Annotated in this window: 11 protein-coding genes; 6 read left to right on the forward strand and 5 right to left on the reverse strand. The window is 69.8% G+C overall.

The window, feature by feature from the left end; all coding sequences use genetic code 11:
- The first annotated feature begins 274 nt into the window (after positions 1–274).
- Positions 275–1,492, forward strand: a complete 1,218-nt coding sequence (locus ATJ88_RS17510) for an MFS transporter (protein WP_098464937.1) — start codon at positions 275–277, stop codon at positions 1,490–1,492.
- A 478-nt stretch (positions 1,493–1,970) separates the two neighbouring features.
- Here the strand turns inward: ATJ88_RS17510 and ATJ88_RS17515 are convergent, their stop codons facing one another.
- Positions 1,971–3,476: a nucleobase:cation symporter-2 family protein gene (locus ATJ88_RS17515; RefSeq protein WP_098464938.1), complete on the reverse strand. Its 1,506-nt coding sequence runs from the start codon at positions 3,474–3,476 to the stop codon at positions 1,971–1,973.
- A 166-nt stretch (positions 3,477–3,642) separates the two neighbouring features.
- On the opposite strand from ATJ88_RS17515, the gene ATJ88_RS17520 reads away from it, so the two are divergent.
- Entirely contained in the window at positions 3,643–4,047 is a 405-nt protein-coding gene (locus tag ATJ88_RS17520) for a YchJ family protein (RefSeq protein ID WP_098464939.1), read from the forward strand.
- Positions 4,048–4,218: 171 nt separating this feature from the next.
- On the opposite strand, the gene ATJ88_RS17525 is transcribed toward ATJ88_RS17520, so the two are convergent.
- The gene (locus ATJ88_RS17525; RefSeq protein ID WP_141538723.1) at positions 4,219–5,094 is read right to left on the reverse strand and encodes a hypothetical protein; all 876 of its coding nucleotides are present in this window, start codon (positions 5,092–5,094) and stop codon (positions 4,219–4,221) included.
- A gap of 95 nt (positions 5,095–5,189) precedes the next feature.
- Complete coding sequence (locus tag ATJ88_RS17530) at positions 5,190–5,789, reverse strand: DUF6318 family protein (RefSeq protein WP_098464941.1); 600 nt, start codon at positions 5,787–5,789, stop codon at positions 5,190–5,192.
- A 356-nt stretch (positions 5,790–6,145) separates the two neighbouring features.
- Here ATJ88_RS17530 and ATJ88_RS17535 point away from each other — a divergent pair, with 356 nt between their 5' ends.
- The 3 genes from ATJ88_RS17535 (at position 6,146) to ATJ88_RS17545 (ending at position 11,719) form a co-directional block, all read left to right on the forward strand.
- Positions 6,146–8,182 carry a hypothetical protein gene (locus ATJ88_RS17535; RefSeq protein WP_098464942.1) on the forward strand — a complete coding sequence of 679 codons (2,037 nt, stop codon included), beginning with the start codon at positions 6,146–6,148 and terminating at the stop codon, positions 8,180–8,182.
- A gap of 145 nt (positions 8,183–8,327) precedes the next feature.
- Positions 8,328–8,732, forward strand: a complete 405-nt coding sequence (locus ATJ88_RS17540; protein ID WP_098464943.1) for a (deoxy)nucleoside triphosphate pyrophosphohydrolase — start codon at positions 8,328–8,330, stop codon at positions 8,730–8,732.
- Positions 8,729–11,719, forward strand: coding sequence for a DUF3427 domain-containing protein (locus tag ATJ88_RS17545; protein WP_098464944.1), 2,991 nt, complete (start codon positions 8,729–8,731; stop codon positions 11,717–11,719). Before ATJ88_RS17540 ends, ATJ88_RS17545 begins: the two co-directional genes overlap by 4 nt.
- Before the next feature lie 178 nt (positions 11,720–11,897).
- Here the strand turns inward: ATJ88_RS17545 and ATJ88_RS17550 are convergent, their stop codons facing one another.
- Positions 11,898–12,080, reverse strand: a complete 183-nt coding sequence (locus ATJ88_RS17550; protein ID WP_098464945.1) for a hypothetical protein — start codon at positions 12,078–12,080, stop codon at positions 11,898–11,900.
- Positions 12,081–12,104: 24 nt separating this feature from the next.
- Here ATJ88_RS17550 and ATJ88_RS18465 point away from each other — a divergent pair, with 24 nt between their 5' ends.
- Positions 12,105–12,266: a hypothetical protein gene (locus ATJ88_RS18465; protein WP_170023697.1), complete on the forward strand. Its 162-nt coding sequence runs from the start codon at positions 12,105–12,107 to the stop codon at positions 12,264–12,266.
- A gap of 355 nt (positions 12,267–12,621) precedes the next feature.
- On the opposite strand, the gene ATJ88_RS18940 is transcribed toward ATJ88_RS18465, so the two are convergent.
- On the reverse strand, positions 12,622–13,920 hold the full coding sequence (locus ATJ88_RS18940; RefSeq protein ID WP_245852557.1) for an HNH endonuclease family protein: 1,299 nt from the start codon (positions 13,918–13,920) through the stop codon (positions 12,622–12,624).
- Between the last annotated feature and the right edge of the window lie 49 nt (positions 13,921–13,969).

A 13,969-nucleotide genomic window follows, 5' to 3' on the forward strand; every position in this document is an offset into this window, starting at 1 on the left:
GCGAGTCTAGCGTGCGCGCTGTGAACGCTCCCAGCCGTCGCTCGGGGCAGCCGACCGCACCGCCGCGGCCGGCCGCGACTCAGCGCACCTCCCCGCGACTCAGCGCAGGACGCCGCGAGTCAGCGCACGTCGGCGCGACTCAGCGCAGGATCCCGCCAGTCAGCGCACGTCGGGACGTGTCGCCGCGCGTCGACGGCGAGGCTCGGCGAAGATCACGGAAGTCGGCGCGCGAATCGGCCCGACGCGCCTGCCTCGCCCTCGTAGAATCGATTCGATGACCACCCAGCAGCCCACCTTCGACCCCCGTCGCGCCTCGATCATCCTGGCCGCGATGGCCACCTCGACGTTCCTGTTCGTGACCGTCGAGTCCCTGCCGTCCGGGCTGCTCACCCTCATGGCACCCGACCTCGGCCGCAGTACCTCCGAGATCGGGCTCCTCGTCACCGCGTACGCGCTCGTCGTCCTCGTGTCGTCGGTGCCGCTGGCGTGGGCGACCAGCCGCATCCCGCGTCGCTGGGTGCTGTCCGCGTGCTGCGGCGTCGCCGCCGTCGCCACCCTGTGGGCGGCCCTCACGCCGTCGTACGAGCAGCTCATGGCCGCGCGGCTCGTCACCGGGCTCGCCCAGGCGCTGTTCTGGGTCGCGGTCGTCCCCGCCACCCTCGGCCTGTTCCCGCCGCTCGTCCGCGGCCGCGCCATGTCCCGGCTGGCGGTCGGCAACTCCCTCGCGCCGCTGCTCGGCGTCCCGCTGGGCACGTGGCTCGGCGAGCAGACCAGCTGGCGCGTCACCTTCGCCGCCGTCGCCGCGCTCTCCGCCGTCGTCATGGTCATCGTGCTCGTCCTGTTCCCCACCGTCGCACCCCGGGCCGGCGGCGCCGCCCAAGCCCCCCACCCCAGCGGCCGGCGCTTCGGGTTCCAGCTCGTCACCACCGTCCTCGTCGTCACCGGCGCGTTCGGCGTCATCACGTTCGGCACCCAGTACCTCCAGGACGTCACCGGGTTCACCCAGTCCGACATCCCCGCCCTGCTGCTCGTCCAGGGCGGGGCCGGGGTCGTCGGCGCGCTCGTCGTCGGCCGCTACCTCGACCGCTACCCCGCGGCGGCCCTCGTCGTCGCCGTCACCACGTACGCCGTGGGAGTCCTGGGCCTGTGGGCCCTCGGCGAGAACAAGGTCGCCGCCGTCGCCTTCCTCGTCGTGTGCGGCCTGTCGTTCTCGACCGTCCCGCCCGCGCTGTCCCACCGGGTCATGCTCGTCGCCCCACGTGGCACGACGATGGCGCAGGCCGTCGCGTCGTCCACGTTCAACCTCGGCATCGCCGCCGGGTCCGCCCTCGGCGCGCTCCTCGTCGCCGTCGTCGACGTGCGCGTCGTCCCCCTCGTCGCCGCCGTCCTCGTCCTCCTCGCGCTCGCCGTCCTCCTGCTCGAGGAACGCCTCAACGCGCCGCTCGGCACCGTCGTCGAGCACGTCGAGGAGGCCGTCGCGCGCGAGTCCTGACCCGCGGGCCGGCGCCGGCTGGCCGAGTCAGCGCGGCAGGCCGCGAGTCAGCGCAGTCCCGGCCGAGTCAGCGCAGTCCCGGCCGAGTCAGCGCTGGGTGCGACCGGTGCCCACGACGCCGCTCTTCTTCAGCAGCCTCGACGCCTGTCACCGTGGTGGCCGACCTACGACGGCAAGCGTGAGGCACCCACGGCCGCGGGTGCGGGTGCGCGTCAGAATGCCCCACTGGTCGCCACGCCCCGTGGATGCGCCACCGGCCCGTCGCACCGCGACGTCCTGTGCTGACTCGCACGATCCTGCGCTGACTCGCGCGGAGGTGCGCTGACTGGGCGCTGCCTGCGCTGACTCGCGGCCGGTCGCGCTGACTCGCGGGTCGGTGCGCTGACTCGCGGAGTCGCGGATCGAGTTGCGGATCGAGTCGCAGCCCGACAGGTCGAGGCGCGGACGCCACCGGCTCGTGACCGGACAGGCCGGTTCGTCAGGCATGGCGTCCCGCCTCGTCGTCGGCCGGCTCGGTCGCGTCGACGACGGCGTCGGAGCCCGTCGTGGACGCCGGTGCGGCCACCTCGACCGGCTCACCCTTGCCCGTCGCGGCGTCGAAGTGCAGCACCGCCGGCTGGACGGCGCGCAGCGCGTCGTGCGGGGCGACGTCCTGCGTGTCCTGAGCGCCGCGGAGCTGGTCGCCGTTGAGGAGCAGGTTGAGCAGGATCGCGGTGATCGCACCCGCGCTGATCCCGGAGTCGAAGACGAGCTGGAACCACGTCGGGAACTCGGCGTAGATCTCCGGCTTCACCGTGGGGAGCATCGCGACGCCCAGCGACACCGCGACCACGAGGATGTTCTTGCTGGTGAACGTCACCTTCGTCAGCGAGCGGATGCCGGACGCCGCGACCATGCCGAACAGCGCGATCCCGGCGCCGCCGAGCACCGCGCTCGGCACGCCCTCGACCACGGCGCTCACCTTCGGCACCAGACCCAGCACGACAAGGATCGCGCCCGCCATCGTCGCGACGAACCGCGACGCGACGCCCGTCAGGCTGACCAGGCCGACGTTCTGCGCGAACGCCGTGTACGGGAACGTGTTGAAGAACCCGCCGAGCATCGTGGACAGGCCGTCCGCGCGCAGACCGTCCGCGAGGCGCTTCCTGCTGACCGGCCGGTCGACGATCTCGCCGACCGCGATCATGTCGCCCGTGGTCTCGACCATGATGACCAGCCCCACGACCAGCATCGACAGGACCGCCGCCACCGGGAACGTCGGCACCCCGAAGTGCAGCGGCGTCACCACGGCGAACCAGCCCGCGTCCCCCACGCCCGACCAGTCGACCTTCCCCATCGGCAGCGCCGCCAGCGTGCCCAGCGCCAGCCCGATCAGCACCGAGCAGCGGGCGATCGCCGCCGGCGCGAACCGCTCGATCAGCACGATGAACAGCAGCGTCCCGAACGCCAGCCCCAGGTCCGACGGCGCCGCCGACTCCCCCTGGCTCGTGATCCAGCCCGCCGCCACGTCCATCAGCGACACCCCGATGATGAGGATCACCGTGCCCGTGACGATCGGTGGGAAGAACCGCAGCAACGTCGAGAAGAACGGCGCCACCAGGATCATGAACAGGCCCGTCGCGATCGTCGCGCCGAACACCGCCGTGATGTCGTACGTCGTGCCGATGCTGATCATCGGACCGACCGCCGCGAACGTGACGCCCTGCATGATCGGCAGGCGGACGCCGAACCTCCAGAATCCCACCGACTGCACGATCGACGCCAGGCCCGCCACGAACAGGTCCGCGCTGATGAGGAACGCGATGTCCTGCGGGCTGTACCCCAGCGCGCCGCCCACGATCAGCGGCACCGCCACCGCGCCCGCGTACATCGCCAGCACGTGCTGCAGGCCCAGCGGGAACAGCCGCGCCAGGCGCGGGACCTCGTCCACAGGGTGCTTGGCCGCCGGTGCCTCCGGCGCCGTCAGGGCAGGTGCGTCCGTCATCACTGAGCTCCTCGGGTGGGGTCGTGCGCCGACGTCGGCGTTAAGTCGACGCTAAACAGCGGTCGTTTCATCGCCGATGACCCCGTGTAACCAACGGGTGACGGATTACGCCCGACGGCGCCGCACCCGCCGGCCGTGCTCGCACCGCCCCCCGGGCCACCCACCCATGACCGATCATGGACCTGTGGACGACGACGCACGCTGCCCCTGCCTCACCGGCCTCCCCTACGGCGAGTGCTGCGGGCCCCTGCACGCCGGACAGCGCACCGCCGCGACGGCCGAGGCGCTCATGCGCTCCCGCTACTCCGCGTTCGCCGCCCTCGACGAGCCGTACCTGCTGGCGTCGTGGCACCCCACCACCCGACCCGCCTACCTCGAGCTCGACCCCGACCAGCGGTGGCTCCGCCTCGACGTCCTCGCCGTCACCGGCGGCGGGATCTTCGACACCTCAGGGACCGTCGAGTTCGTCGCCACCTACCGCCACGACGGGCACCGCGGGAAGCTGCGCGAGGTCAGCCGGTTCGTCCGCGAGGCCGGCCGGTGGTTCTACGTCGACGGCGACGTCGAGTAGCTCTCGGCCACCCGCGGGCGCCGACGAGGCGGGGGAATGTCGATGGGGCGGCGGGCTGACCACGACGGCTCGCCGACGTTGCTGGTGTTTGCGACGGACGACGCCCAGAGCGGGGCCCGACGCCGTCGCCCGTTTGCCGCAGCACCAAGTCCACCCCTGTGGACAACCTGTTCAGCAGGTCGAGCTGTTCTCGACGTCGTCGCAGACGAGCCGCACGCGCGCCTCGGTGACCGTCACCGGGTCCAAGGTGGTCGTCGTGGTGACTGCACCCGCGATCGGCGTCCACGTCGCGGACCCGGCAAGACTGAACGAGCCCTGCCACGTCGTCGTCAGGGTGACCGTGACGTCGTCGCGGTACCGATCACCCTCGGCATCCACGTCCGTGCCCGCGTCCTGCGCAGGATCACCCAACGAGGTGTACCGGTGACCCACCCACGAGTCGTCCGGCGTCGCGTCACCGTCCCGCCAGGCCCGACCAGGATCCGTCGTCGTCAGCGTGCCACCACCCGCCGAGTGCGGGTCGTCGAAGTCCCACGTGAACTCCACCGGCTCCGCACGGATCGTCACCGGCACCCCGAGCAACGTCACCGACTCCTCCAACGGACCCGTCTCCGCGCGAGCCGGGTAGTGCACGTTCACCAGCAGCGGCTCCCGACCCTGCACCGACGCCACCGGAGGGTCGATCTGCAACGCCTCGAACGCCCGCCGCGCCTCAGCTGCCACATCCGCCGGCGTCACGCAGTCCGCCGCGCTCACCATCTCCGGCTCCGCGTACGAACCGTCCGCCTGCACCCGCTGCACCCACAGGTCCGCGAGCTCCACCGCGCCCGGCTCGCACCCCGCCGCCGAGATCGTCACGTCCAACGCCCCGTCAGGGCACGCCCCCGCCACGTGGAACAGCTCTACCTCGTCCAGACCCGCCGTCGCGTTGCACAACGCTGCGTCGGCGCGGAAGTACTTGTCCTGCGGCTTGTCAGCACCACCTGCGGGAGCTGAACCGTCCGAGCTTTCCCCGACGGCCCCGACGACGTACCGGTCGTTGTTCACTGCGTCCGATACGTATTCGGAGTCGCCGCCGGCCACAACCGCGGCTGCAACTACGGCGGCTGAGAGCGCGAGACCAACGATCGTCGTCGACATGATCAGTCCGACTCCAAGTCGGAGATGCCTACAACGACCCAAGAGCCATTGCTCAGCGCGAGTTCATAATGGGAGACGTAGGTGACGCGGTCGAACGCAGCGACCTCGGTGCCCTGATCGTCGGTGATCCATACGTCGTCTGTCGTCACCTCGACATCCAGAGGCCAAATTCCTGTTGGCTCGTCCTGCAGGTAGGCGTGCACGACTCGGACGGTCTTCTCACCGCCCATGAAGGTGTCCCCGTTCTGCGCGATCGTCCGGGCCTGGTCGAGCCGCGCCTCACAGGTTCCGCATGCCTTATGGGACATGCTCTCGTAGACGGCCGTGTCGTTCGTCTTCATGATGTAGCTGTCGAGCAGCGCGAAGTACTCAGCCGCGGCCTTCGCCCCTTCGACTCCGTCGTCGTCGAGCGCCGCGGGTCGTTCCGGCGCGACGACGACGGGAGCTGTCGAGCTCGATGTCGGGCTCGGCCCGGTCGGGCTGCTGGTGGCGACGGGCTCAGCGACAGGAGTCGCCGACGCGGACGGCGGATCGTCCGGCGTGCAGGCTGCGGTGAACAGGACGATGAGGACCGCGGCGAGGGCTGCGCGGGGGTGGGGCATCGTGGCTCCTTCACGGGAGTCGACGGTGACGATCCGGACAACCTAGCGACTGGGGTCGGCCGTCGTCAGGCTGCGGTCCAGCCTGTGGACAACGGGGGTCGACACGGTCGTGCCGTTCACCAGGCGGGCGACAAGAAGGGAGTCGGAGCGCGCGGCCCGAGGAGCAGCCGACGGGGCGACGGACGTGCCGGTGCCCCGTCGACGTGGTCGAGACCTTGTCGGAGGGAGTGGATAGCCTCCCTCCACGCACGTCAGGAGGTGCAGTGCCCCCGCGCAACCGAGCCCGCGAACAGCGTCGAGACAAAGCGCCGCCCGTCGGCGAGCCGTCGGACACCCCTGTCCGATCGCGGCCGCCCGTGGACGTCGTCACGATCGACACGCTCGAGACGGCTCAGGACCTCGCCCACCGCCTCCTCACCCCGGGTCGCACCTGGCCCGTGGTCGCCGTGTCCACAGCGGCGGACGCGGACGGGCCCTTCGTCGACGTCGAGGCCCTCAAGGCGGAGATCGGCGACCTCGCCGAGGTGGTGCTCCTCACCACCGGCGACCCGTCGTGGGCGTTCTCCCACGCGATGCCGCCGAACACGCAGGTGTACGGCGGCGCGTCCCGCGTCTACCCCGTCGACCACGAGTGGGTCGGGCTGCCGCGGCGATCACGTCTGCGCTTCGCGTACTCCGGGATCGACGGCGGGCACGTCCTCCAGGACCTCGTCCACGACGTGCTGGGGGCCGCCCTGCGCGCCGGCCTCGTCGGAACCCCCGAGGTCTCTCCCACCGCGTCCCTCGTCGAGGGGACGGTGCGCGGCGTCGTCGGGCAGCGGGCGTTCGTCGACCTGGACGACGGCCGACAGGCAACCGTCGCGGAGGAGCTCACCGGCGCCGGTGTGCCGCTCGACCAGGTTCTCGCGCGCGGCCTGCGGGTCCGAGGAGTCCTGGACCCTGTGAGTCGGCTGCTCGACGTCGCCGCGCACCTGCCCGACAGCTCCGCGTCGCGCCTGCTCGTGGAGGGTGCCTACGCCTCCGGCGAAGTCGTCCTCGTCCGGGTGCGGTCCGCCGACCGGGACACGGTCGTCGTCGAGCTCGCCCCGCAGCTCCCGGTCACCGTCCCGCGCGAGCACGTCACCACCAACGACCTCGACAGCCTGGACGGGCTCTTCGAGGCCGGTGAGGTGTTGCTGGCGCGCGTCATCGGTGCCGGCGTCGCCGTGCGGCTCGACGACGTCGACGAGAGCGAGGACGTGCCCGTTCCAGCGGTCGCCCTGCTGCCAGGGGGGCCTGTCTGGTTGCTGCCGCCCTCCGCCGCCGGCGCCGACGAACCCGGCCCGGCGCCCACGCCCGCCGCCAGCAACACCCTCAGCGACGCCGTCGGCGATACGCCAGCCCCAGGCCCGGTAGAGAGCCCGTCCGCCACGCCTCCCGCCGGCACCGTGCAGACGGTCGTTCCGGCGGTCCGTCCAGCACCGCCGCAGCCGAAGCCGAAGCCCGGCCCGTTCCGCCCTGCGCCGCCCGTGCCCCGCGAAGCCGCCCCGCCGTCCTCCGGACCACCAGCTGCGACGCCCCCTCAGGGCGACCTCCAGCCACCCGACAGGATCGCTGAGAGCGGCGCGGCACCGGCCCGACCGACCCCCGCGCTGCTCGGCCGCGGCACCGCGCACCGTCCGCAGGTAACCGCCATTCCCCCGACCACCGACGAGCCGGTCACCAGCGACCCCGCACCACGGGGCAAGGCACTCCAGGACGCCCAGCTCGCCCTCGCCGCCGCTCTCACGCGTGCCGAAGCCGCCGAGCAGGAAGCCGTCGCAGCCACACGGCTCGCGCGACAGCTCAAGGCCGACAACGCGCACCTGCTCGCGGAGATCCAGGAGCAGGACAAACGCGTCAACCGCCTGGAGAACAGCCTCGGCGACTTCAAGCGCAAGTACCGCAACGCCGACCGCCGGCGCCAGCAGACCGAGCACCGAGCACCCGGGACCGACGACGACGGCCCCTGGTTCACCGACCCCGCCGACCAGTTCCGACACGAGGTGCACACCGCCTGGGTCCGGGGCGTCCCCGCTGCACAGAAGGTGTCACTCCCCCTGCACGACTACACGCTCGGGTCGGCCTTCCTCGACTCGCTCGCTCTTCCCGGGGTCAGTCGACGCAAGATCGTCGAGACCGTCGTGCACGTCGTCACAGGCCGGGCCGCCGACATCAACGGGCTCCAGCTTCACCCACTGCGCACCGACGACGGTGGCGGCTCGCCCCAAGTGCGCCGCGACGACGGTGCCACATGCTGGCGGGTGTCCCTCCAGGCCAACACGCCCGCCGCGCGCCGCCTCCACTACTGGCGGCTCCCCGACGGGGGCTGCGAGCTGTCCCGCGTGGTGGTGCACGACGACACGGAGCCGTGACGCGTGCCCCGTCTGGCTACTGCGCCCTCAGAGCATCCGGCGAGCCTGGCGCGATGCTCGCCGTGTTGTTCGTGTCCCACCGGCGGTTCGCCGCGTCCGCTTCGCCGGCTTGGCCAGTGTCGTCCGTTCGTGGAAAGCTCCGCGTGTGGGTTCTGAGAAGCGCATCGATGTCGTCGGCGCTGTGATCATCGACCAAGGTTTGATCCTGTGTGCCCAGCGGGGCCCGTCAGGAAGTCTTGCGGGGATGTGGGAGTTCCCAGGCGGCAAGATCGAGCCGGGCGAGACGCCGCAGGAGGCCCTCCAGCGCGAGATCGACGAGGAACTCGACTGCACAGTTCTCGTCGGTCAGCAGGTGGAGTCAACGCGGCACCAGTACGACTTCGGGATCGTGACCCTCACGACCTTCTACTGCCATCTCGTCGCCGGCACACCAACACTCTCAGAGCACGCGGCTGTCCGCTGGCTGGCGCCAGCAGAGCTGTCGGAGCTCGCCTGGGCTCCCGCCGATATCCCGGCAGTCGAGAAGATCCAGGCGGACCTGCCGTCGTGACCGGCGACTTCGTCTGGAACGAGCGTTTCAAGCTCGACGTCGGCTACGGGTTCCTCAGTACCGAGACGCACGGAGCGCCCCGGCACCACAACCCGCGCGTGGTGCTGAACGATGACAGCAGTACGGTGCTGCGGGCACTGCGCGTGGAGATTCGGCGCTGCCAGTCCTTCACGTTCTCGGTTGCCTTCGTTTCCCCGGGCGCCATCGCACTCCTCAAGCAGGACCTCGTGGAGTTCAGCGGTGAAGGCCGCATCGTCACGTCCGACTACCTGGGCTTCAACTCTCCAGAGGCGTTCGCCGAGCTGGCCAGTCTGCAGCGGCTGGGAATCGATGTCCGGCTGCACAACGCTGACGGGTTTCATCCGAAGGGGTACCTGTTCGAACACGGCAATGCCGTGACGGCCATGATGGGGAGCTCCAACCTCACGCCGAGCGCACTCCTGAAGAACCACGAGTGGAACCTCAAGGTGTCGGCCGCGCCGGACAGCGATCTCGCGGCACAGCTGAACAGGCTGACGGAGAGCCAGATGCAGGACTCGGTGCCCCTCACGACGGAGTGGATCGAGCAGTACGCCAAGACTTGGGTCAGGCCCAACGCTCGCCCGCCCCGCATCCCACGTGACCTCTCATCGATTGGCCCGGATGCGCCTCCCCTCACGAGTTCGCGACTCACCTACCCCCCGGTCGCGACTCCCGATGAGGTTGTCGCAGCAACGCTGCCGCCGGTCCTCCCGAACTCGATGCAACGCGACGCCTTGCGTGCCCTGGCCGACGTACGTGAGTCCGGGGAAAAACGGGCCATCGTCATCTCGGCCACGGGCACCGGCAAGACCATCCTGTCAGCCCTGGACGTTCGCGCCGTGAATCCTCGTCGACTGCTGTTCTTGGTCCACCGGGAACAGATCTTGGACCGGACCATCCAGGAGTACCAGAAGGTGCTGGGCGGACGCGAGACTGACTTCGGCAAGCTCACCGGAACGACGAAGAACTTCGACGCGCGCTATCTCTTCGCCACCGTGCAGACCCTCTCGCAGCCGGGGGTGCTGTCTCAGTACCCCGTGGACGTCTTTGACTACGTCATCGTCGACGAGGCTCATCGCGCGGGTTCGCCATCGCACCAGAGGGTGCTGTCCCACTTCGATCCGGTCTTCACGCTCGGCATGACCGCCACCCCCGAGCGGACCGACGGTTTCAACGTCTACCAACTTTTCGACTACAACGTGCCCTACGAGATTCGCTTGAACCATGCGCTCGAGGAGGACATGCTCGCCCCGTTCCACTACTACGGGATCACGGATGTCACATTCGATGACGACACCACCGTGGACGCGAAGAGCAACCTCAACGTCCTCATCTCGGCGGAGCGCGTCTCACACCTCATCTGGGCCATCGAAACCTACGGACAGTCCGGAGTCCCACCACGGGGTCTGATCTTCTGCAGCCGCAAGGAGGAGGCGCGGAGCCTCTCTGAAGCGCTCAACCGGTCGAGCCTCCGAGGCAGGTCGCTGCGGACGGTGGCGCTCACCGGTGAAGACTCGGTTGAGCGACGTGAAGCAGCCGTCGAACGGCTGGAGCGCGGCGAGCTCGACTACATCCTGACCGTCGACGTCTTCAACGAGGGCGTCGACATCCCCTCGATCAATCAGGTCATCATGCTGCGGCAGACCCAGTCCGCGATCGTCTTCGTGCAGCAGCTCGGGCGCGGCCTGCGCAAGCACCCTGAGAAGGACTACCTGGTCGTCATCGACTTCATCGGGAACTACGCGAACAACTTCATGATCCCGATCGCGCTCTTCGGCGACGACTCGCTCAACAAGGAGTCCCTCCGCCAGAATCTCATCGCGGCCGAGGAAGCAGGCGCCATGCCGGGCCTCTCAAGCGTCCAATTTGACCGGATCGCGCAGGAGCGCGTGCTCGCCTCGATTCGCGACACCAAGCTTGATGACATGTCCCGCCTCAAGGCTGCCCTCGTGGCGATGCGCAACAGAGTCGGAGGCGCACCTGCTTTGTGGGACTTCTTCCGGTTCGAGTCCGTCGATCCTGTCCTCCTCGCGACGAAGTGCGAACATTTCCCTGCCCTCATCCAGAAGGCGCTCAAGGAGGACTCGGGGTTGACCGACATAGAGAGCAGTGCCCTCCAACTCCTCTCCCACGAAGTGTTTCCCGCCAAGCGCCCGCACGAGTTCATCCTCCTCCGGGCACTGCTCGACGACATTCGCATGCCACGCTCGCATGTCAAGTCCCTCTTTGATCGGCAAGACCTGCCCGCAAGCGAAGCGCACATCGACAGCACCATCGACACACTCACCCTCGAGGGCTTCACCGAAGCCGACAAGAAGCGCTACGAAAGAGGAATAGTTCAGCGCGAAGGCGATCACGCCCTGGCCCTCAACCCCGCCGTCGCGGCGGCCTATCAGTCATCCTCGGCCTTTTCGGCTGCGGTCGACGATCTGATAGAGACAGGCCTCTCCATCACCAAGAAAAGTCTCGACCATTCCCAACCCTTCTCTCCCGGCCGCCAGTACTCACGCAAGGAGGCGCTCCGCCTGCTCTGCTGGCCTCGCAAGTGGGCCTCGACGGTCTACGGGTACAAGGTCGACGTGTCAACCGGACCGATACCCGCATGCCCGATCTTCGTCACGCTCCACAAGTCAGACGACATCTCGGCAAGCACGGCATACGAGGACACCCTGCTCGACCAGTCATCAATGCTCTGGTACACCCGGAGTCGTCGAACACTGTCAAGCGGAGAAGTTCGCCCGATCGTCGCCAACCAAGTCAAGATCTACGTTTTCGTGAAGAAGGACGACGCAGAAGGCTCCGACTTCTACTTTCTTGGCGAAGCAACATCACACAACGCAGAACAGACCGTGATGACCAAGACGGGAGACTCGGTCGTCCGCATGATATTGCGGTTCGATGCGCCGATCGAGACTTCCCTCTTCGACTACTTCCATCCCGCAATCGTCACCCCGGCTCCGCGCTGAGGTTGTGACCCACGGCCATGGAAGCGCACCGGATCGATGCCGCCCGCGGGCGCGGCCCACGGCAGCAACGATGGTGCGCGGTTCAAGAGATCCGATGAGTCCCGACTAACGATGGACGGGACCGTCTGCTGCGCCGCCTGCCACTGGAGCAGGCGGGACGACCGCGAGCTGAAGGACGTCAGCGGGAGATCGCCAGCGGCGCCACGCCTGGGTGCTCGCGCAGCGCGTGCTCGCCATGCGTCTGGAAGAGGGTCATCACGGCGGCGAACGGTGCGTGGTTGCCGGTGAGGAGCAACGGCTGTGACGCTCCGAACTGGCAGACCAGTGCCCAGTCCTGAGGCTCCGGGAAGACGGCCGTCATGGTGGAGTAGTCGAAGGTGAGCCAGTGGCCACCGACCTGGATCAGCAGGCGGTGGTTGCTGACGACGAGGCGCGCCTGGCTGTGCTCGCGCCATTGCGCTCGCGCGAGGTTGTTCGCCGACCGTCGTGCGGCCGCGTTCGACAGGGCGGTGGCGTCGATGCTCGCGGAACGTGCGGCTGCCCTTGACGAGCGCGAGGACGAGCAGCGTGATCGTGCCGCCGAGCACTGCGGCGGTGACCCCGAGGACCGCCAGCGCCTGCCGGGCGCCGAGGACGTCCTGCCGTGTCATCGCGGACAGGGCGGCCGAGCCGCCGAGGAAGAGAAGCGGCGCAGCGACGAGCGGTGCAGCCCAGCGGCCGTGGCGTCGGAGCACCGAGTCGCTTCGGTTGGTGCGTGGATCCTCCATCGCCGCTCCTGGTCCGCTGGTCGGTGCGCTCTCGCCTGGCACCTGCATCGGCACACTAGCGGGGGTCGGCTGGACACGCCGGAGTCATCCACAGCAGGATGACGGCGTCACGGGCCTCGTCCGGGCCCGCGCCCGTCATCGCTTGGACGCCCGGTACCCGGCGCGGGCGGCGTCGGCGGGGGTGTCGAAGCACTGTTCGGGGTTGGTGACGGCGTAGAACTGTCCGCCGGGCACGTGGTAGATGAGCTCGCCGTCGCCGGCGACGTTGCCCTTGACGGGGCAGCCGGGTTCTCCGCCGGTCGTGCTCGACGGCGCGTCGTCCGCACGGTCGGATCCTGTGGACGAACCGGTGCTGTCGGTGGCGTCGGCGGTGACGCCGGCGACGGGCTGCAGCGTGCCGGGCTGGACGAGTCCGCCGCGGGGCAGGGGTTCGTCGGGGCAGGTGGTCAGCACGCGTTCCATGGCGTCGCGCTCGGCGGCGGTGACGGACAGCCGGTAGAGCGTCTTGACGGCGACCTGCCGGGCGACGTACTCGCAGCGGAACGCCTTGTTCGGGGGGAGCCAGGTGGCGGTGTCGCCGGCGCCCTTGGCCTGGTTGGCGGCGCCGTCGGAGGCGAAGAGGTTGAGGGGGTCGTTGGCGAAGACCTGGCGGGTGGTGGGCGTCCACTGCTGGGCGCCCTTCTGCCAGGCGTCAGCGAGGGCGACGACGTGGTCGACCTGCACGAGGATGCTGGTGTCCCAGCCGCGTGCGAAGTCGAGGGTGGCGCCGGTGTAGGGGTCGTGGAAGGTGCCGGTCTCGACGGTGCACCCACCGGTGCCGGGGCGGATCTCGAGGTCGACGAGGTCGCGCTGGAGCACGTCGTTGCGGGTGTCGCAGCCGTTGAGGTCGACGTCGGCCCAGGCGGGGCCGAACAGGTCGCGGTCGTAGCCGGTGGACGGTGCCCGTCCCTTGACGGTGAGGGTGGCGACGGCGGCGAGCGCGGTGCGGGTGTCGGCGGCGTTGTCGACGGTGTCGGGCGTGGGCGTCGGGGTCGGTGTGGGGGGCGGTGCGGACGGGGAGGGAGCGACGGACGTCGACGCCGTGGCGGACGGTGCGGCCGCCGCCGTCTCGGTCGGTTCGGTCGCGGGGGCCGTGGACCGGGCGTCGGTGGGGTCGGGCGTCCCCTCGGCCTGCGGACCGCTGGTGAGGGTGCCGACGACGAGCAGCACGACGACGGCGACGCCGCTGGTCAGGGCGGCACCGGGGCGGGTGACGGGCCCCCACCAGGTGCGGGTAGTGAGGATGCCCCAGGCGGCGCTGACGGCGACGTACAGCGCCGCGAAGGCGCTCGCGATGGGCCAGCCGCCGACGAGTCCGAGGAGGGTGACGGCGACGAGTCCGCCGACGCCGACCGGGAAGCCGGGGGCGCGGGGGTCGATGCGGGGTCGGGGCACGGTGTTCCTCGGTGGTGGGCGTGCCGGTGGGCGCCGTCGGGGACGGCGC

Origin of the sequence: Isoptericola jiangsuensis (assembly GCF_002563715.1) — a bacterium.
GTDB classification, from domain to species: Bacteria; Actinomycetota; Actinomycetes; order Actinomycetales; family Cellulomonadaceae; genus Isoptericola; species Isoptericola jiangsuensis.

What these genes read in the sequence shown, in the direction of transcription:
- ATJ88_RS17510 (WP_098464937.1), top strand. Translation starts at nt 275, where the DNA reads ATGACCACCCAGCAGCCCACCTTCGACCCCCGTCGCGCCTCGATCATC.
- ATJ88_RS17515 (WP_098464938.1), bottom strand. Translation starts at nt 3,476, where the DNA reads ATGACGGACGCACCTGCCCTGACGGCGCCGGAGGCACCGGCGGCCAAG.
- ATJ88_RS17520 (WP_098464939.1), top strand. Translation starts at nt 3,643, where the DNA reads ATGACCGATCATGGACCTGTGGACGACGACGCACGCTGCCCCTGCCTC.
- ATJ88_RS17530 (WP_098464941.1), bottom strand. Translation starts at nt 5,789, where the DNA reads ATGCCCCACCCCCGCGCAGCCCTCGCCGCGGTCCTCATCGTCCTGTTC.
- ATJ88_RS17550 (WP_098464945.1), bottom strand. Translation starts at nt 12,080, where the DNA reads ATGACGGCCGTCTTCCCGGAGCCTCAGGACTGGGCACTGGTCTGCCAG.